This is a genomic window from Nocardioides sp. QY071, assembly GCF_029961765.1.
Lineage (GTDB): Bacteria > Actinomycetota > Actinomycetes > Propionibacteriales > Nocardioidaceae > Nocardioides.
The window spans coordinates 2,212,600-2,231,627 of the sequence record NZ_CP124681.1; the positions used below are offsets into that span (position 1 = coordinate 2,212,600).

16 protein-coding genes are annotated in these 19,028 nt (G+C 71.7%); 11 read left to right on the forward strand and 5 right to left on the reverse strand.

Annotated elements, in window-relative coordinates; genetic code table 11:
* Positions 1 to 97 precede the first annotated feature (97 nt).
* Genes QI633_RS10590 through QI633_RS10600 form a run of 3 tightly spaced genes read left to right on the forward strand, consistent with a single transcriptional unit; the run spans position 98 to position 5,180 of the window.
* Complete coding sequence (locus QI633_RS10590) at positions 98 to 1,582, forward strand: aldehyde dehydrogenase family protein (RefSeq protein WP_282428928.1); 1,485 nt, start codon at positions 98 to 100, stop codon at positions 1,580 to 1,582.
* 14 nt (positions 1,583 to 1,596) lie between these two features.
* The gene (locus QI633_RS10595) at positions 1,597 to 3,129 is read left to right on the forward strand and encodes an APC family permease (RefSeq protein WP_282428929.1); all 1,533 of its coding nucleotides are present in this window, start codon (positions 1,597 to 1,599) and stop codon (positions 3,127 to 3,129) included.
* Entirely contained in the window at positions 3,126 to 5,180 is a 2,055-nt protein-coding gene (locus QI633_RS10600; protein ID WP_282428930.1) for an FAD-dependent oxidoreductase, read from the forward strand. The genes QI633_RS10595 and QI633_RS10600 overlap by 4 nt, the downstream gene beginning before the upstream one ends.
* A 102-nt stretch (positions 5,181 to 5,282) precedes the next feature.
* On the opposite strand, the gene QI633_RS10605 is transcribed toward QI633_RS10600, so the two are convergent.
* Positions 5,283 to 6,113 carry a carbon-nitrogen hydrolase family protein gene (locus QI633_RS10605; RefSeq protein WP_282428931.1) on the reverse strand — a complete coding sequence of 277 codons (831 nt, stop codon included), beginning with the start codon at positions 6,111 to 6,113 and terminating at the stop codon, positions 5,283 to 5,285.
* A 166-nt stretch (positions 6,114 to 6,279) separates the two neighbouring features.
* Here QI633_RS10605 and QI633_RS10610 point away from each other — a divergent pair, with 166 nt between their 5' ends.
* Positions 6,280 to 7,701: a cytosine permease gene (locus tag QI633_RS10610; protein ID WP_282428932.1), complete on the forward strand. Its 1,422-nt coding sequence runs from the start codon at positions 6,280 to 6,282 to the stop codon at positions 7,699 to 7,701.
* A complete protein-coding gene (locus QI633_RS10615; protein ID WP_282428933.1) occupies positions 7,698 to 9,248 on the forward strand; it encodes an FAD-dependent oxidoreductase in 1,551 nt (516 codons plus the stop codon). Before QI633_RS10610 ends, QI633_RS10615 begins: the two co-directional genes overlap by 4 nt.
* On the opposite strand, the gene QI633_RS10620 is transcribed toward QI633_RS10615, so the two are convergent.
* The 3 genes from QI633_RS10620 to QI633_RS10630 all read right to left on the reverse strand — a co-directional run bounded on the left by QI633_RS10620 (position 9,217) and on the right by QI633_RS10630 (position 13,328).
* Positions 9,217 to 10,851, reverse strand: a complete 1,635-nt coding sequence (locus tag QI633_RS10620; RefSeq protein ID WP_282428934.1) for a glycosyl hydrolase — start codon at positions 10,849 to 10,851, stop codon at positions 9,217 to 9,219. The two genes, QI633_RS10615 and QI633_RS10620, sit on opposite strands and share 32 nt — an antisense overlap.
* Positions 10,852 to 10,926: 75 nt before the next feature.
* The gene (locus QI633_RS10625) at positions 10,927 to 12,057 is read right to left on the reverse strand and encodes a class II histone deacetylase (protein WP_141799207.1); all 1,131 of its coding nucleotides are present in this window, start codon (positions 12,055 to 12,057) and stop codon (positions 10,927 to 10,929) included.
* Positions 12,054 to 13,328, reverse strand: coding sequence for an NAD(P)/FAD-dependent oxidoreductase (locus QI633_RS10630; protein WP_141799206.1), 1,275 nt, complete (start codon positions 13,326 to 13,328; stop codon positions 12,054 to 12,056). Before QI633_RS10630 ends, QI633_RS10625 begins: the two co-directional genes overlap by 4 nt.
* Positions 13,329 to 13,497: 169 nt before the next feature.
* On the opposite strand from QI633_RS10630, the gene QI633_RS10635 reads away from it, so the two are divergent.
* From QI633_RS10635 to QI633_RS10655, 5 genes are read left to right on the forward strand one after another with little or no spacing between them, the layout of a single operon-like run.
* The gene (locus QI633_RS10635; protein ID WP_141799205.1) at positions 13,498 to 13,926 is read left to right on the forward strand and encodes a RidA family protein; all 429 of its coding nucleotides are present in this window, start codon (positions 13,498 to 13,500) and stop codon (positions 13,924 to 13,926) included.
* Entirely contained in the window at positions 13,923 to 14,591 is a 669-nt protein-coding gene (locus tag QI633_RS10640) for a DUF1028 domain-containing protein (RefSeq protein WP_141799204.1), read from the forward strand. Before QI633_RS10635 ends, QI633_RS10640 begins: the two co-directional genes overlap by 4 nt.
* On the forward strand, positions 14,591 to 15,718 hold the full coding sequence (locus tag QI633_RS10645) for a M20 family metallopeptidase (protein WP_141799203.1): 1,128 nt from the start codon (positions 14,591 to 14,593) through the stop codon (positions 15,716 to 15,718). Before QI633_RS10640 ends, QI633_RS10645 begins: the two co-directional genes overlap by 1 nt.
* Positions 15,715 to 17,115, forward strand: a complete 1,401-nt coding sequence (locus QI633_RS10650; protein ID WP_282428935.1) for an aspartate ammonia-lyase — start codon at positions 15,715 to 15,717, stop codon at positions 17,113 to 17,115. The genes QI633_RS10645 and QI633_RS10650 overlap by 4 nt, the downstream gene beginning before the upstream one ends.
* 35 nt (positions 17,116 to 17,150) lie before the next feature.
* A complete protein-coding gene (locus QI633_RS10655; protein WP_141799201.1) occupies positions 17,151 to 18,065 on the forward strand; it encodes a LysR family transcriptional regulator in 915 nt (304 codons plus the stop codon).
* On the opposite strand, the gene QI633_RS10660 is transcribed toward QI633_RS10655, so the two are convergent.
* Positions 18,014 to 18,571, reverse strand: coding sequence for a hypothetical protein (locus QI633_RS10660; RefSeq protein WP_141799200.1), 558 nt, complete (start codon positions 18,569 to 18,571; stop codon positions 18,014 to 18,016). The genes QI633_RS10655 and QI633_RS10660 overlap by 52 nt on opposite strands.
* A 115-nt stretch (positions 18,572 to 18,686) precedes the next feature.
* On the opposite strand from QI633_RS10660, the gene QI633_RS10665 reads away from it, so the two are divergent.
* Positions 18,687 to 19,028 (forward strand): DUF1801 domain-containing protein, encoded by a 342-nt coding sequence (locus QI633_RS10665; protein WP_141799196.1) that lies wholly within the window; start codon positions 18,687 to 18,689, stop codon positions 19,026 to 19,028.

The window sequence follows — 19,028 nt, forward strand, 5'->3', positions numbered from 1 at the left end:
GACCACCGTAGCGCCCTGCCGGATTTCCGGGGGCGCCGTTGACAGGGACAGGTGATCCGGGTCATATTTGCGCCGAAGCGCAAAGAAAGGATCCCGCGTGCGCACTCACCAGGACTGGCTCGCCGAGGCCGCCAAGGTCGTCCTCCCGACCCGCCCGTTCGTCGGAGGCGGCTTCGTCGACGCCGGCACCGCCACCTTCGAGAACCGCAACCCCGCGACCGGCGCCCTGCTCGCCGAGGTCAGCGACGCCGGCGCCGAGGGCGTCGACCGTGCCGTGCGCGCGGCCCGGGCCGCCTTCGACTCCGGGTTGTGGAGCCGCGCCGGCGTGGCCTTCCGCCGCGAGCGGATGCTCTGCTTCGCCGACCTGCTGGCCGACCACGCCGCCGAGCTGGCCGTGCTCGACTCCCTCGACATGGGCAAGCGGGTCGTCGACGCCCACGAGCTCGACCTGCCGTTCTCGGTCAACCTGTTCCGCTACTACGCCGAGGCGATCGACAAGATCAACGACGAGGTGGCGCCGACCCCACCGGGGACCCTCGGCCTGATCCGCCGGGTGCCGCTGGGCGTCGTCGGCGCCGTCGTGCCGTGGAACTACCCGGTCGACATGCTCGCGTGGAAGGTCGCCCCGGCGATGGCCGCCGGCAACAGCGTGGTCCTCAAGCCCGCCGAGCAGTCACCGTCCTCGGCGCTGCGGATCGCCGAGCTCGCCGTCGAGGCCGGCATCCCCGAGGGCGTCCTCAACGTCGTCCCCGGCCTGGGCGAGACCACCGGCAGGGCGCTCGGCCTGCACCCGGACGTCGACGTGCTCGCGTTCACCGGCTCGACCGAGGTCGGCGCCTACTTCCTGCAGTACGCCGGCCAGTCCAACCTCAAGCAGGTCTGGCTCGAGTGCGGCGGCAAGAGCCCCCACGTCGTCTTCGCCGACGCCGAGGACCTCGCCACCACCGCGAGGCAGACCGCCTTCGGCATCTGGTTCAACCAGGGCGCCGTGTGCTCGGCCCACTCCCGCGTCCTCGTCCAGCGCGACGTGCACGAGGTGTTCGTGACACTGGTCGCGGCCGAGGCGGCGGCGTACGCCCCCGGCGACCCGCTCGACCCCGCCGCGGGGATGGGCGCGATCGTCTCGTCCGAGCAGACCGACCGGATCATGCAGTTCGTCGACGAGGCCCGAGGCTCGGGTGCCCGCCTGGTCACCGGCGGCGAGCGGATCACCCGCGACGGCAGCGACTGCTACGTGCAGCCGACCGTCTTCGACGGCGTCGACCCGGCGTCCACCCTCGCCCGTGAGGAGGTGTTCGGGCCGGTCCTGGCGATCACGCCCTTCGACACCGAGGACGAGGCGGTCAGGCTCGCCAACGACACGGCGTATGGCCTCGCCGCCTCCGTCGCCACCAGCAACCTCGGCCGTGCCCACCGGCTGGCCGAGCGGATCCACGCGGGGACCATCACGGTCAACGGCGTGGACGCCTTCAGCGCCTGGACCCCGTTCGGGGGGTTCAAGGGCTCCGGGTTCGGCCGCGACCTCTCGCTGCACGCCCTCGACAAGTACGTCGGTCTCAAGACCGTCTGGATCAACCACTGAATCCTGGAGCACCCATGTCAGACACCGTTCGCCCCACGGAGCTCGCCGCCGAGCAGCAGGCCCTGCTGCACCGCACGCTCGGCCGCTTCGACATCATCTTCCTGCTCATCGCCGCCGTCGTCGGCCTCGAGACTCTCGGCCAGGTCTCGACATACGGCGCCGAGGCGTTCACCTGGGCGCTCGTGCTCGCCGTGTTCTTCCTCGTGCCCTACGGCCTGATCTTCGCCGAGACCGGCGCCGCCTTCAGCGAGGAGGGCGGCGCCTACACCTGGGTCCGTGACGCCTTCGGCCGCCCGGCCGCCGCGGTCGCCTCGCTGCTCAACTGGGTCACCCAGCCGGTGTGGGTCGGCGGCTCGATGTCCTTCCTCGCCGCCGAGACGGTGAGCACCTACATCACCCCGCTGCCGTCGGGCTCCTTCGCCGACTACGTCTTCAAGATCGTCTTCATCTGGATCACCGTGCTCGCGGCCGTGGTCAGCCTGCAGAAGGGCAAGTGGCTGCCCACCAGCGGCGCGGTGCTCAAGATCGGCGTGCTGGTGCTGTTCGTCGTGACCACCGCGATCTACGCCGTCCAGCACGGGGTCGAGGGCCTCGGTGCAGGCGACTTCAGCCCCACCCTGCTCGGCCTGTTCGGCTCGGTCCCGATCCTGCTGTTCGCCTACCTCGGCTTCGAGTCCGGCAACAGTGCCGCCGGCGAGATGGAGAACCCGGGCCGCGACGTCCCCGTCTCCATCGCCCGTTCCTGCGCCACCGCCGCGTTCTGCTACCTGGTGCCGATCCTCGCGATCCTGCTGGTGGTGCCGAAGGACGAGATCACCGGCATCGGCGGCTTCCTGGACGCGGTCAAGACCGTCTTCTCCGTGTACGGCGATGCAGCCGGTCCGCTGCTCAAGATCACCGCGATCGTCGTCGTCTACGTGCTGATGAGCCAGGGCTCGGCGTGGATGATCATCTCCGACCGGATGCAGGCGATGACCGCCGCCGACGGCTCCTTCTTCGGTGGCTTCTTCGGCCGCTTCCACCCCGGCCTGGGCACGCCGGTGCGCGTCAACATGCTCTCCGGCGTGACCGCCACCGTCTTCATGCTGGCCGCGATGGTCGTCTCCGGCACCGGCGGCGCGATCTTCGGCGTGGTGCTGACGATCTCGATCTCCACCTTCCTGCTCGCCTACCTGTTCGTCATCCCCGCCGCGATCAAGCTGCGCCGGATGTACCCCGACGTGGAGCGCCCGTTCCGGGTGCCGGTCTCCGACCGCGGCTTCGCCCTGCTCGGCTGGCTGGCCTTCGCCTGGATCGTGCTCGGCTCCTGGGTCGCCGTCTTCCCCGGGACCCTCGAGCGCGTCTTCGGCCTCGACTACCCGTTCAAGGACTACTGGGGCGTCTCCCAGGGGACCTTCGAGGCCTTCACCCTCGGCACCCTCGCCGTGATCGCCGCCCTCGGTGCCATCGGCTACGTGTGCGGTCGCTCCGTGCGCGCCGGCAGTGCTGCCGGCAACCCCGACACTCCCGACACCCCCGACAACCAGATCAAGGAAACCGTCCGATGACGTCGCCGTACGACATCCTCTTCGAGCCCGTCCAGATCGGGCCGGTCACCACGAAGAACCGCTTCTACCAGGTGCCCCACTGCAACGGCATGGGCTACCGCGACCCGAGCGCGCAGGCCTCGATGCGCAAGATCAAGGCCGAGGGTGGCTGGTCGGTCGTGTGCACCGAGCAGGTCGAGATCCACGCGACCTCCGACATCGCGCCGTTCATCGAGCTGCGGATCTGGGACGACCAGGACCTGCCCGCGCTCAAGCGGATCGCCGACGCGATCCACGAGGGCGGCGGCCTGGCCGGCATCGAGCTGGCCCACAACGGCATGAACGCGCCCAACCAGCTCAGTCGCGAGACCCCGCTCGGGCCGCAGCACCTGCCCGTCGCCCCCGACACGATCGCGCCGGTCCAGGCCCGCGCGATGACCGAGCAGGACATCGACGACCTGCGGCGCTGGCACCGCAACGCCGTACGACGCTCGCTGGAGGCGGGCTACGACGTCGTCTACGTCTACGGCGCCCACGGCTACGGCGCCCCGCACCACTTCCTCTCGCGCCGCTACAACAACCGCACCGACGGGTACGGCGGCTCCCTCGAGAACCGGATGCGGCTGCTGCGCGAGCTGCTCGAGGACACGATCGAGGAGGTCGCCGGCCGCGCCGCCGTGGCCTGCCGGATCACGGTCGAGGAGGAGATCGACGGCGGCATCACCCGTGAGGACATCGAGAGCGTGCTGCGCGAGCTCGGCGAGCTGCCCGACCTGTGGGACTTCGCGATGGGCAGCTGGGAGGGCGACTCGGTCACCTCCCGCTTCGCGCCGGAGGGTCGCCAGGAGGAGTTCGTCGCGGGGTTGAAGAAGCTCACGACCAAGCCCGTCGTCGGCGTCGGCCGGTTCACCTCGCCTGACGCGATGGTGCGCCAGGTCAAGGCCGGGATCCTCGACCTGATCGGTGCCGCCCGCCCCTCGATCGCCGACCCGTTCCTCCCGAACAAGATCCGCGACGGCCGTCTCGACCTGATCCGTGAGTGCATCGGCTGCAACATCTGCGTGTCCGGCGACCTCACCATGTCGCCGATCCGCTGCACCCAGAACCCCAGCATGGGCGAGGAGTGGCGCCGCGGCTGGCACCCGGAGCGGATCCGCGCCAAGGAGAGCGACGCCCGCATCCTCGTCGTCGGCGCCGGTCCCTCGGGCCTTGAGGCGGCCCGCGCGCTCGGCGTACGCGGCTACGACGTCGTGCTCGCCGAGGCCGGGCGCGACCTCGGCGGCCGGGTCTCGGCCGAGTCGAAGCTGCCGGGCCTCTCGGCCTGGGGCCGCGTGAAGGAGTACCGCGAGGCCGTCCTCGCCGAGCTCCCGAACGTCGAGATCTACCGCGAGAGCCCGATGAGCGGCGACGACATCGTCGAGTTCGGCTTCGAGCACGTCATCACCGCCACCGGCGCCACCTGGCGCACCGACGGCGTCGCGCGCTTCCACACCGCGCCGATGCCGATCGCCGAGGGCGCCCAGGTGCTCGGCCCGGACGACCTGTTCGCCGGCCGCCTGCCCGAGGGCAGGAAGGTCGTCGTCTACGACGACGACCACTACTACCTCGGTGGCGTCGTCGCGGAGCTGCTCGCCCAGAAGGGGTACGACGTCTCCATCGTCACCCCGGCCCCGCAGGTCTCCTCGTGGACCAACAACACCTTCGAGATCAACCGGATCCAGCGCCGGATCATCGAGAACGGCATCACCCGGGTCCTCGACCACGCCGTCGTCTCGGTCGGCACGGGCGGTGTGACGGTCCGCGAGACCTACACCGGCGCCGAGCGCGACCTCGACTGCGACGCCGTCGTCATGGTCACCGCCCGCCTGCCCAGGGAGGAGCTCTACCTCGACCTGGTCGCCCGACGCGACGCCGGCGAGATCGCGTCCGTGCGCGGCATCGGCGACGCCTGGGCTCCGGGCACCATCGCCGCCGCGGTGTGGTCGGGCCGCCGGGCCGCCGAGGAGTTCGACGCGGTGCTGCCGTCCAACGACGAGGTGCCGTTCCGGCGTGAGGTCACCCAGCTGGCCTGAGGTCGAGCGGGCGCTGCCGGCTCCGGACGTGCGTCGTACCCGGCATCTGGGTGGTGACTCCGCCTGATTCACGACCCATTTGCCGGGTGCGACGGCGAGCCCTCAGAGCGGCGCGTACAGCTCCGGGCGCGTGTCGGTCCACAGCGCGGCGTTGTGCTCGTCGGCGTCCGTGATGCCGGCGGCCAGGTCGACCGTGCAGGTCACGACGGCCGGTCCGCCGGCGTCGTGACGCGGTGCCTCGCAGACGACCGTGCCGTCGGGGGCGATCACCCGGCTGCGGCCGAACATCGCGGCGTCCCCCTCGCCGCCGGCCTGGTTGACGGTGATCCACCACTGGCCGTTGGCGAGCGCGTTGGCCGGGTGGAGCAGGTCCCACCAACGCTCGGCGCCGGCCTCGTAGGCGGCGGGCATCACGACCAGCCGCGCGCCGCGCTCGCGCAGGGCGCGGGCGTAGGCCGCGTGGTCGCCGTCGAAGCAGGTCGCCATGCCGACCCGGCCGAAGGGCTCGGTGTCGAGCACCGTGGCCTCGGAGCCGGCGGCGAAGACGGCGTCCTCGGCGGTCGGGCGGTAGAGGTGGGCCTTGCGGTGCCGGGCAATGATTGCGCCGGTGGGGTCGTAGACCACCGTGGTGTTGTACGTCGATCCGTCGGCCAGCTCCGGGACCGACCCGGCGAACAGCCAGATGTCGTGCTGCCGGGCGGCCGCGGCGAGCGCGTCGGACCGCGGGCCGGGCACCGTCTCGGCGGCGGCAGCGACGATGGAGCCGAGCCGCGGGGCGTCGTACCCGCTCGCCCAGAGCTCAGGCAGGACCACCAGTTCCGCCCCCTGGCCGGCCGCCTCGGCGACCAGCGTGAGCGCGGTCGCGAGGTTGGTGGCGGGCTCGCCGGGGACGGCGTGCCACTGCACTAGGCCGATGGTGACGCTGTCCTGCATGGGTGCTCCTTCGTGACGGTGGGAGCTCTCATCCCATGTGGCGGTCCAGGTGATGTCAATGCGTCAGGTCATCGCTTTTGTCGATGCTGAGCAACGAAAACCGGTGTTGGTCGGCGGCCTCCTCCGCGGCCTACGGTGAGCGGGATCACGGCCCAGAGGGGGACCCATGCACGACGAGGCGATCGAGACCACCATGACGGTGGAGAAGCGCACCATCGACCACATCCCGGTGACGGAGCGGCACGGCAAGGCTCGTGACCTGTTCACGATCTGGTTCGGGTCCAACATCATGCTGCTCACGGTCGCCACGGGCGTCGTCGCGACGGCGGTCTACGGCCTGCCGATCTGGGCCGCCGTGGTCGCGCTCGTCATCGGCCACGCGCTCGGCGGCGTCGTGATGGCGCTGCACGCCGCGCAGGGCCCGCAGATGGGCGTCCCGCAGATGCTGCAGACCCGCGCCCAGTTCGGCTCCTACGGCAGCCTGCTGGTCGTCGTGCTCGTGATCTTCATGTACGTCGGCTTCTTCGCCTCCAACATGGTGCTCGGCGGCCAGGCGGTCTCCAGCCTGTTCGGGCTCGACGAGACGGTCTCGATCATCCTGATCGGCCTGGTCAGCGTGGCCGGCGCGATCGTCGGCTACCGCATGATCCACGCCCTGACCGGACTGATGAGCCTGGTCTCCGGCCTGGTCCTGGCCCTCGCGTTCGTCTGGATCCTCGCGGTCAACGACCTGCCGACCGGCACCTTCCACTCCGACGGCGCCACCCTCGCCGGGTTCATGGGCACGATCTCGCTCGCCGCCCTGTGGCAGATCGCCTACGCGCCGTACGTCTCCGACTACACCCGCTACATGCCCCGCGACACCGGCGTGCGCCCCGCGTTCTGGGCGACGTACGCCGGCGCGGTGCTCGGCTCGCTGTTCCCGATGATCCTCGGCGCCGTCGTCGGCGCCGCCCTGCCCGAGTCCGACACGGTCTCGGGCCTGCAGGACCTGACCCACGGCGTGGGCGGCCTCGTGATCGCGGTCTTCGGCATCGGCATCGCGTGCACCAACGCGATGAACCTCTACTGCGGCGCGCTCTCCACGATCACCGTCGGGCAGACGATCTTCCCGAAGTGGGTGCCCGGCGCGGCCGCGCGCGGCGTCGTGTCTGCGGTGCTCTTCCTCGCCGCCGTCGTGATGGCGCTGGCCGGCAAGGACAACTTCCTGGTCAACTTCACCAACTTCATGCTCCTGCTGCTGTGCGTGCTGGTGCCGTGGACCGCGGTCAACCTGGTCGACTACTACCTGCTCAAGCACGGCGAGTACGACATCGACTCGCTCTTCGAGCGCGACGGCGGCCGCTACGGGAAGTTCAACCTGATCGCCGTCGGCTGCTACTTCCTCGGCATCGCGGTCCAGGTCCCGTTCCTCGTGACCACCAAGTACACCGGCCCGATCGGCGAGAGGCTCGACTACGTCGACATCTCCTGGATCGTCGGGCTGGCGGTCATCTGCCCGCTCTACCTGTTCCTGATGCGACGGTTCAGCCGGTTCTCGGGCCACCGCCCGGTGCTGGAGGCCGCGCCCCAGGGCGGCGTCGCGTGACGCAGACCGTCGCGACCTCCGACTACCTGGTCATCGGCGGCGGTACGGCGGGCTCGCTGCTCGCCGCGCGGCTCAGCGAGGACCCCGCCGTGTCGGTGACCCTGGTCGAGTGGGGACCCGACGACGAGCACGAGCCGCGGGCACGAGACCTGCGGCGCTGGGCGGAGATGCTCGAGGGGGAGTACGACCTCGACTACCGCAGCGTCGCGCAGGAGCGCGGCAACTCCGCGATCCGCCAGGCCCGGTTGCGGATCCTCGGCGGCTGCTCCGACGGCAACACCATGATCTCCTGGCGCACGCTCGCCGCCGACCTCGACGAGTGGGTCGAGCGGGGCGCCGCCGGCTGGGACGCCGCGACGGTGCAGCCGTACTTCGACCGCCTGCGGACGCCGATCCAGCCGGTCGCGCCCGAGGACCGCAACCCGATGGTCGCCGACATGGTGACCGCCGCGGCGGCCGCGCTCGACGTACCCCTGCAGGAGGCGTGGAACGACGGCCGGCTCGACGAGCGCGCCGAGGGTGCGGGCTTCTTCGAGGTCGGCTACACCCCCGACACCAACCTCCGCTCGTCGACATCCGTCCACTACCTCCATCCCGCGCGCGCCGAGCGCGCCAACCTCGACGTCGTGCTCGAGGCCCGCGTGGAGCGGGTCGAGGTCACCGACGGCCGCGCGACGGGCGTCCTGGCCCGGGTGGACGGCGAGCTGGTGCGGTACGCCGCGCGCCGCGAGGTGATCGTGTGCTGCGGTGCCATCGACTCGCCGCGACTGCTGCAGCTGTCCGGCATCGGTCCGCGCGCCGTCCTCGAGGACGCCGGGGTGCCGGTCGTCGTCGACCTGCCCGGCGTCGGGGAGAACCTGATGGACCATGCCGAGGGCCTGGTCGTCTGGGAGCTCGCCGAGCTGCCGCCGCCGACCTGCGCGAGCGGCTGGGACGCGGGCGCCCTGGTCAGCGTCGCCGCCCCCCACGACCGGCCCGACGTGCTCATGCACTTCCCGGTCGAGCCGTGGGCCGTCCACGCCGAGGCGTACGGCGCGCAGCTGCCCGAGCGGATCGTCTCGATCGCCCCCAACGTCGCCCGGCCCGCATCGCGCGGCCGGGTGTGGATCACCACCGCCGACCCCGACGCGCCGCCCGCGATCGACTACCGCTACTTCACCGATCCCGAGGGCCGCGACGAGGCCGTGCTCGTGGCCGGTGTCCGCCTGGCCCGCCGGATCGGCGAGGCCGAGCCCTTCGCGTCCCGGCTGGTCCGCGAGGTGTTCCCCGGACCGGACGTGCAGAGCGACGAGGAGATCAGCGCGGTCGCCCGCGGCACCCACCAGACCGTCTACCACGTCTCCGGCACCTGCCGGATCGGCGCGGACGACGACCCGGCGGCCGTCCTGCGCCCCGACCTCACCGTGCGCGGGGTCGAGGGGCTGCGGGTCGTCGACGCGTCGGTGTTCCCGCAGCTGGTCGCCACCAACCCGGTCGTGACGGTGATGATGGTCGCCGAGCGCGCCGCCGACCTGGTCAGGGAAGCCGCAGGGCGATCGTGTAGCTGATCGCCTGGCTCGACGCGACCGATCCGGTGGCGACATAGGTGCCGGTCGGCGTGAGCGCCACGGCCGCGTTGGTGTCGGCGAGCGTCGCGGTGATGTGACCGCCCCCGGTGCCGGTCGTCGTACGGCGCCGGGTGAGCGACGCCGGGATGGCGTGGCCGGTGTTGGTCGAGGACTTGTCCGCCCAGTAGACGACCACCCAGTCCCCGGCCCGGGTCGGCGTGACCGACGGGGCGACGTACTGCGTCGTGGTGCTGGCCTGGGCGTTGACCGCGCTCACGTCGATCGGGGTGCCCGGCGGGCCGCGATAGGCGGCCACGGTGAGGTCGCCCTTGGTGAGGGAGGAGTTGCTGACCGTGACGGTCGACCCCGCGTCGCCGGCGGTGGCGGTGCGCACCCACACCCGGCTCAGCGCGGTGGACAGGTTCGCGCTGCGCACCTGGGTCCAGCCTGCCGGCACCGACGTGCTGGTCGGTGCCGTGTTCGCGGTGAAGTAGAGCAGCAGGGTGTCGCCGCTCTGCACCGTGCCGGGCACCTGGACGCTGTGGTTGGTGACGTTGGCGTTGCTGCTCGCCGAGGCGACGAAGGAGATCTCGGTGGTTGCGGGCGGCGGCGGTGGGGGAGTGCCGCCGTCATAGAACGGGTCTGTCGCCATGGTCCGGAACGCGCCGGCCGAGGAGGTGGTGCTGTCGGGGTACCAGTTGCAGCTGTCGGGGCCCTTGGCGTCGAAGGCGGAGACCCCGACGAACTGCGCGTAGTCCGACCGCTTGAAGAGGGCCTGCGCGGCGGCGTACCACTGGGCCTTGCGCGTGGGGTTGGCCGGGTCCTCGGCGCTCGCCCACTCCGTCAGCCACAGCTCCTTGGTCGGGTGGAGGGCGCCGAAGTCCCGGAAGGGACGGATGATCTGCTCCAGCGACATCCAAGGTGTGTTGATCCCGGTGCGACAGGTGAACCAGTTGTAGGCGTCGATGCCCATCGCGTCCACGTACCCGTCGCCCGGGTACCACTTCGGGCCGTAGTTCCGGGCGTCCGGTCCGACCATGAACGCGTAGTCGGTCATGATCCACATGAACCTCACGTTGGTCGCCCCACGAGCGACGACGATGTCGTGGAACTTCCGCCACGCCGCGATGAACTGGGACGCGTCGCCCATGGTGGAGCTGGCCTTGGACTCCGGCTCGTGGTTGAACGTGAAGTAGATCGGTACGGCGTAGTCGCGCAGCCGGTCCGCCCAGCGCACCATGTCGTCGTAGAGCGCGCTCCCGGGCTGGGCGTCGACGAGGCTCTGCCAGAGCACGGTCTGGCCGTTGAGTCGGCGGGACTTGACCGAGAGGATCAGGGTGCGTCCGCTGCCCTGGAGCCAGGTGTGGAACGAGTCGGGGAACGGGCTGTCCCAGCGCGGGAAGTCGCGGACCACGTCGTAGGTGCGACCGGCGGTCGCCTCGGCCCGCAGGAGGGCTGACTGGTAGCTCTCGCCCGCGCGGGGCTGGCTCACGGCGCCGAACTTCATGCCGTCCGGTGATCCCGACGCGAGCTGCGGCGCCGTGGCGAGCAGCACCGCGCCTGTCAGTGCCGCGGCCAGCCGCAGGAGCCTGTTGGTCGTCACGTGTTCCCCCGTCCGATCGTGCCCACCGCAGTCGACCACTGCGGAGCACGACCGGGCATCGCCACGATTGGGGGACTACTCCACCGCCGGGGCGCGCAGCTCCGCGGCCAGCTCGGCCACGATCTCCAGCTGGTGCCGCACCGTCCGTGCGGACGGCTGCTGGGCGACGAAGGTCTCCTCGAACGGGTCGACGACCTCGGTGCGGATGCCGGACAGGGTCTCGACGATGGCCAGGCCGCAGAAGGGGACCTCGGACTCGGCGTACCCGCCCTCGTGGACGGCGACCACGCGGCCCTCGCACACCTCGTCGGCCAGGTCCATGACCATGGCGGTCATCTGGCGGAAGCTGTCGGCGTAGAGGAGCTGGCGAGCGAGTGGGTCGACCATGTTGGCGTCGAGTCCGCTGGCGATCACGATCAGGTCGGGGGAGAAGGCGCGCAGCGCCGGCAGCACGATGTCGCGCATCGCGGCGAGGTAGGTCTCGTGACCCGATCCCGGCGGGAGGGGCACGTTGAGGTTGTAGCCCTCGCCGGCTCCGGTGCCGCGCTCCTCGGTGCCGCCGGAGTCCACCGGGAAGCAGTTCTCCTGGTGGATCGAGACGGTCAGCACGTCGTCGCGCTCGTAGTAGACGGCCTGGGTGCCGTTGCCGTGGTGCACGTCCCAGTCGAGGACGGCGACCCTGCCCAGGCCGTGCTCGGCCTTGGCCGCCTCGATCGCGATCGCGATGTTGGCGAGCAGGCAGAAGCCCATCCCCTCGTCGGGCAGGCAGTGGTGGCCCGGTGGGCGCGAGAGGGCGTAGGCGTTGCGGTAGCGGCCGGTGACGACGTCGGCGACCGCGCGCTTGGCGAGGCCGGCCGACAGGGCGGCGATCTCGAAGCCGCCGTGCGAGAACAGCGCCTCGGGGCCGATCTCGCCGCCACGGCCGGCGGAGAGCTCGCGGAAGTTGTCGACGTACGACGCCGGGTGGACCCGCAGCAGGTCCTCACGGGTGACCGGCTCGGCGCTGTGCACGGCCAGCCGGTCGGTGAGCCCGGAGACGTCCATCAGCGACTTGAACCGGCGCTTGGACTCGGGCGACTCGGGGTGGCCGCCGGTGGCGAGCGGCTGGAGCCAGCCCCCCACGGGGAGGAACAGCACGGCCTCGCCGGTGCTGTGCCACAGGCACCGCTCGTCGTGGTAGAACGCGGTCCGCGGCTGCCCGCTCATGCGCTCGGTGCCTCGTAGGTCAGGTAGCTGCGCTGGGTCGCGATGTGCCCGGCGACATGCTTGGCGTCGTGCCAGACGCCCCAGATGAAGCTCGACCCGCGACGTGAGAGCCAGGGCAGGCCGACGAAGTAGATGCCGGGCTCGGACGAGACGCCGCGCCGGTGCGACGGCTTGCCGGTCTCGTCGAGGGCGCCGTCGGGCAGCCAGGCGTAGTCGGTGGCGAAGCCGGTCGCCCAGACGATCGAGGTCACGCCCGCCTCGGCGAGGTCGAGCGCGAGCATGGGGTCGGTGACGCTGGCCGGGTCGGCGCCGAGCACGCGAGCCTCCGGCTCCTCGGGCAGGTCCATGCCGTTGGCCTCCACCCAGGCGTCGGCCCGGTCGAGCAGCGCCAGCAGGTTGGCGTCGCCGGCGGCGATGTTGGCAGCCAGGTCCTCGCGGAAGGTGAGCACGCCGTCGGCGTACCGGTCCGTCATGCCGACGAGCTGGATGCCCTGCGCGGCGAGTGCGCGGAAGTCGACGGTGTGGCCGCCACGGGCGCCGCTGACGGCGATGGTGACGTGCTCGGCACCGGCGGCTGGGGTCTCGAGGTCCCACAGGCCCAGGACGCCCAGCCACCAGCAGAAGTCGCGGCCGCGGTAGCTGCGGGGCGGGCGGTCGTGCGGGCCGACCGAGAGGTACACCTGCCGGCCGGAGCGCTGCAGCTCGTCGGCGATCTGGACGCCGGACGAGCCGGCGCCGACCACCAGGACGTTGCCCTCGGGCAGCTGGGCGGGGTTGCGGTAGTCACTCGAGTGGATCTGCACCGGTACGGGACTGTCGGGGCCCTCGGGGACGATCGGCGGGAAGACCGGCCGCTGGAACGGGCCGGTCGCGGCGACGACGTACCGGGCCTCGACGACGCCGTCGGACGTCTCGACCCGGAAGCCGGGGCGGCCCTGGTTGCGGGTCACCGAGGTGACCTCGACGCCGGTGCGGATCGGGGCGGCGATCTTCTCGGCGTACGCCTCGAAGTAGGCCGCGACCTGGTCCTTGGTCGCGAAGCCGTCGGGGTCGACGTCGTGGAACTCCAGGCCGGGGAAGCGGTCGTGCCAGGCGGGGCCGTTGGCGACCAGCGAGTCCCAGCGCATGGTGCGCCAGCGCTCGGCGATCCGCTCGCGCTCGAGGACGAGGTGGGGGATGCCGTTGTCGCTGAGGTGCTCACTCATCGCCACGCCGGCCTGACCGGCGCCGACGACGAGGACCTCGACCTGCTGGGGTTCCTGGTGGGACATGGGACGATCGTCGGGCGCCGCCGTTGGTCCTGTCCAACAGATCTTATTGGTCCACTGCATTCGTTTCCCAGATGTCCGGGGAGGCGATCCTGTTGCATCTGTTCCATTGATGAGTGGGGTCGGAAAGATCTGTTGGACACATGGCCCGCGGTCCGGTGGACTGGTGCGCATGAGCAGCATCGTCGTCGGCGGCCACACCCGCATCCGTCCGTTCAACACCAGCGTCACCTACCCGGAGCAGAACCTCGACAACGACCTGTGCCAGGCCGTCGTCGCGGGCAACACGGTGTACGTCCGCGGCCAGATCGGCCAGGACCTCGACACCAGCGAGTCCGTCGGGATCGGCGACGTCGAGGCGCAGACCGAGCAGGCGATGGCCAACATCAAGATGCTGCTCGAGGAGGCCGGTGCCCGCATGGAGCACCTGGTCAAGCTCACCATCTACATCGTCGACCCGCGCTACCGCGAGAGCGTCTACCGGACCATCGGCCGCTGGACCAAGGGTGTGCACCCGATCTCGACCGGCATCGTCGTCTCCGCCCTCGCCCGTCCCGAGTGGCTGGTCGAGGTCGACGCGATCGCGGTGATCTCCGAGTGACCTTCTCCGTCCTGGCTACCGACGGCACCGGCGCCGTCGGCATCGCCGTCACCTCCTCCAGCCCGGCCGTCGCGGCGCGCTGCATCCACCTGCGCCCCGGCGTCGGTGGCGCGTCCTCGCAGAACATCACCGACCCGCGGCTGGGCACCGAGCTCCTCGACGCGCTGGAGAGCGGTCTCGACGCCGAGGCCGCGCTGGCGGAGGTCACCGACGGCCGCGAGCACGTCCAGCACCGCCAGCTCACCGTCCTCGGGCTCGACGGCAAGGGCGCCGCGTTCTCCGGTGAGGGCTCGCTCGGCGTGCACCACCAGGTCGTCGGCGACAGCGTGGTCGCCGCCGGGAACCTCCTCGCCGACCCCGCGGTCGTCGACGCCGTCGCCGCCGGCTTCAGCGCCGCCACCGGCGAGCTCGAGGAGCGGCTGCTGTCCGCGCTCGAGGCCGGCCTGGCCGCCGGCGGCGAGGCCGGACCGGTCCGCTCGGCCGGACTGTCGGTGGTGCGCGACGTCGCCTGGCGGGTCACCGACCTGCGCGTCGACTGGAGCGAGGACCCGATCGGACAGCTCCGCGAGCTGCTCGGCGTCTGGCTGCCGCAGCGCGACGACTACGTCACCCGCGGGCTCGACCCGACCACGGCGCCGTCGTACGGCGTCCCCGGGGACGAGTGATGAAGGACCGGGCCGCCGCCACCGTCGGCGCCGACGCCGAGCGCCTGATCCGGCTCTCCGAGCAGCTGCACGCCCACCCCGAGCTCGGCTGGGAGGAGCACGACTCCTCGCGCTGGGTCGCCGAGGCCCTCGCCGAGGTCGGCTACGACGTCACGCCGGCCTACCTCGGGCTGGAGACCGCCTTCCACGCCACCATCGGCAGCGGCCCGTTCCGGCTCGGCCTGTGCGCCGAGTACGACGCCCTGCCGGGCCTGGGACACGCCTGCGGCCACAACCTGATCTCCGCGATCACCGTCGGCACCGCCCGCGCGCTGGCTCCCCTCGCCGACGTGGCCGGGCTGACCATCGAGGTCTACGGCACGCCGGCCGAGGAGGGCGGCGGCGGCAAGATCGAGCTGCTCGAGCGCGGTGCCTTCGCCGGCCTCGACCTGGCGATGATGGCCCACCCCGCGCCGGTCGACGTCGCCGAGGCGGAGCCGTTCGCGGTGTCCCACTCGCATGTCGAGTACCGCGGCAAGGCGGCCCACGCGGCGGCGTACCCCGAGCAGGGCGTCAACGCCGCCGACGCCTTCACCATCGCCCAGGTCGCGATCGGCATGCTGCGCCAGCAGCTCCCGCCGACGGTGCGCGTGCACGGCGTGATGACCAACGGGGGAGAGGCGCCCAATGCGATCCCGGCGCGCACCGAGGGCCGCTGGTACGTCCGCGCCGAGTCGATGGCCCAGCTCGCCGAGACCGAGGACCGGGTCTGGAAGTGCTTCCAGGCCGGCGCCCTGGCCACCGGCGCGAGCCTGGAGATCACCCCTGAGAGCAAGCCGTACGCCGAGTTCCGCACCTTCGCCCCGGCACTGGCGGCGTACCGGCGCAATGCGCAGGAGCTGGGGCGCACCTTCGACGAGACCTCTCCCGCGCGCCGGATGAACCGTGCCTCCACCGACATGGGCAACGTCTCCCAGGTCGTCAATGCGATCCACCCCTACATCGGCATCAACTCCGGCACCGCCCTCAACCACCAGCCGGAGTTCGCCGCGCACTGCGTCGGCGGCGACGCCGAGAGGGCGCTGCTCGACGCGGCCACGGCGCTGGCCTGGACCGCGCTCGACGTGGCCGGGAGCGCCGAGCGATGACGACCCGCACCGAGCACGACTCGCTCGGGCCCCACGAGGTCCCGGCCTCGGCGTACTGGGGCGTGCACACCGCCCGCGCGCTGACGAACTTCCCCATCAGCGGTACGCCGGTCGGGCGCCACCGCGAGCTGGTCGCGGCCCTCGGTGCGGTCAAGCTGGCTGCGGCCCGCGCCAACCACGAGCTCGGCCTGCTCGACGAGCGCCGCTTCGGCGCGATCGAGACGGCCGCCGAGGAGCTGCGCGCCGGCGCGCTGGACGACCAGCTGGTCGTCGACGTGATCCAGGGCGGCGCCGGCACCTCGACCAACATGAACGCCAACGAGGTGATCGCCAACCGGGCGCTCGAGATCCTCGGACTGCCGTGCGGCACCTACGACGAGGTGCACCCGCTCGACCACGTCAACCGCTGCCAGTCGACCAACGACGTCTACCCGACGGCCGTCCGGATCGCCCTGCTGTCGGCGATCGACCGGCTGGAGCGGTCGACCGCCGCCCTCGCCGAGGCGTTCGCCGCCCGCGCGACCCGCTTCCGCACGGTGCCGAAGGTCGGGCGGACCCAGCTCCAGGACGCCGTACCGATGACGGTCGGGCAGGAGCTCGGCGCCTTCGCGGTCACCCTGCGCGAGGAGCTGGCCCGGCTCGCCGACTCCCGCTCGCTGCTGTGCGAGGTCAATCTCGGCGCCACCGCGATCGGGACCGGCATCACCGCCCACCCCGACTACCGCCGCCGCGCGCTCTCGCACCTCGCCGAGATCACCGGCCGACCGCTCATCGCGGCCGGCGACCTGGTCGAGGCGACCAGCGACACCGGTGCCTTCGTGCAGGTCTCCGGCGTGCTCAAGCGGGTCGTGGTCAAGGCCTCGAAGATCTGCAACGACCTGCGACTGCTGTCCTCCGGCCCGCAGGCCGGCTTCGGCGAGCTGCGGCTCCCGCCGCGCCAGGCCGGGTCGAGCATCATGCCCGGCAAGGTCAACCCGGTCATCCCGGAGATGGTCAACCAGGTCGCGTTCTGGGTGATCGGCACCGACACCACGGTCACCATGGCCGCCGAGGGCGGCCAGCTCCAGCTCAACGCCTTCGAGCCGGTGATCTGCCACGGCCTGCTCCAGGGCTTCGCCTGGACCGCGGCCGCCTTCGACGCGCTGCGCGAGCTGTGCGTCGAAGGCATCACCGTCGACGAGGAGCGGCTCGCGGCGAGTGCCGCGAGCAACGCGGGGCTCGCCACCGCGCTGACGCCGCTGCTGGGCTACGCCGCGTCGGCCGAGATCGCGAAGGCGGCACTCGGCGGCCGGGGCGACGTCCGCGAACTGGCCCTGGCCGGCGGGGTCGACGCCGCCGAGCTCGACGACCTGCTCCGGCCCGAGCGGCTCGCCAACCTCGACGACCTCGACTGCTGAGCACCGGGACCGGGAGGTACGGCAGGATGGCCGCCATGGCGGAGGTCGGCTTCACGCTCACGCAGCTGCGGTACTTCGCCGCGGCGGCGGAGCTCGGCTCCATGACCGCGGCCTCCAAGGAGCTGATGGTCTCCCAGTCGGCCGTCTCGACCGCGGTCGCGCAGCTCGAGAAGGAGCTCGGCGTCCAGCTGTTGCTGCGCCACCACGCCCGCGGGCTCACCCTCACCGCGGCCGGCGAGGCGTTCCAGCGCGAGCTGCGCAGCTACCTCGTGCACACCAGCGAGCTCGCCGAGGTGGCCCGCTCGGCCGGCCAGGCGCTCACCGGCGACCTGACCGTCGGCTGCTTCACCACGCTGGGCCCGTTCGAGCTGCCGCGCCTGCTCGCCGCCTGCGAGGCCGACCACCCCGGCATCCGGATCTCGGTCGTCGAGGACGAGCACGCGGCGCTCAAGCAGGCGCTGCGCTCGGGTCGGTGCGAGCTGGCGCTGATGTACGGCTACGACCTGGACGACGACATCGACCACGTCCGGGTCGGCGGCGCACCGCCGTACGTCCTGCTCCCGCGCGACCACCGCCTCGCACGACGCAAGAAGGTCGCGCTGAAGGAGCTCGCCGACGAGCCGATGGTGCTGCTCGACCTGCCGCACAGCCGGCAGTACCTCGAGCGCCTGGTCGCCTCGGTCGGCGTGCGCCCCACCGTGCGGCACCGCACCTCCGGCTTCGAGACCGTGCGCGCCATGGTCGCCAACGGCCAGGGCTGGTCGGTGCTCAACCAGCGCCCCGCCAGTGACATGACCTACGACGGTGCCGAGGTGGTCACGCTCGAGATCGCCGACCCGGTCGAGCCGCTTGAGGTGGTCGTCGCCTCGATGAAGGGCGTCCGGCTGACCGCGCGCGCTCAGGCGTTCGTGAGGTCCGCGGTCGGCACCCGGCGCCGGCCCAGGGCGTAGAGCGCGAAGCCGGTCGTCAGCAGCAGGCCGAGCAGGACCCCGATCCGCTGGCCGAACTGCGCCGGGTGCGCCGCGTCGAGGGCCGCGTAGACGGCGAGGTCGTCGCCGACGTACCAGAGCAGGTACGCCGTCGGCGGCACCAGCCACGTCAGCGGGTGCCACCAGCGCACCGCGTGGTGGTTGCGACCGACCAGGACGAAGTCGAGCACGACCAGGGACGGTGTCACGACGTGCTCGAGCAGCGACCAGGCGTGCCACAGGTTGCCGTTCTGCATCGGCACGTAGGCCAGGCCGACCAGCACCATCAGGGTCGTCAGCGCGCCGCGCAGCCAGGGGGAGCGGGGCTCCCGGACGGCCAGGGCGAGGAAGCACACGGCGACGGCGAGGTTGGAGAGCTGGGACAGCGCGGTCCACCACACGTCGTACTCCCGCGCCGCGAGGACCACCCCGCACGTCGCGCTGGCGACGACGAGGAGGCGCCAGAGCGCGACAGGGGCCGTGTTCACCGGGGAATGGTGTCACGTTCACCTCGTGTTCACCCAGCGAGCGCGGCCCCATGGACTGCTGCGTGTCGCGCCTCTCGGCCGGGTCGGGCTCCTCGACCCTCGGTAGGGTCCTCGCATGAGCGCTGACTGGCGGGCCGAGACCGTCGAGAAGATCCGTTCCCTGATCGTGGCGGCCGAGCCCGCGGTGGTGGAGGAGGCCAAGTGGAAGAAGGCCTCCAACCCCGACGGCGTGCCGACCTTCAGCGCCGACGGCCTGGTCGCGACCGTCGAGACCTACAAGGACAAGGTGAAGGTCACCTTCGCCAAGGGCGCATCGCTCGAGGACCCGACCGGCATCTTCAACGCCAGCATGGACGCCGGCACCCGCCGCGCGGTCGACGTGTTCGAGGGTGAGGCCCTCGACGACGACGCGTTCGTCGCGCTGGTCCGCGAGGCCGTCGCGATCAACCGCGGCTGA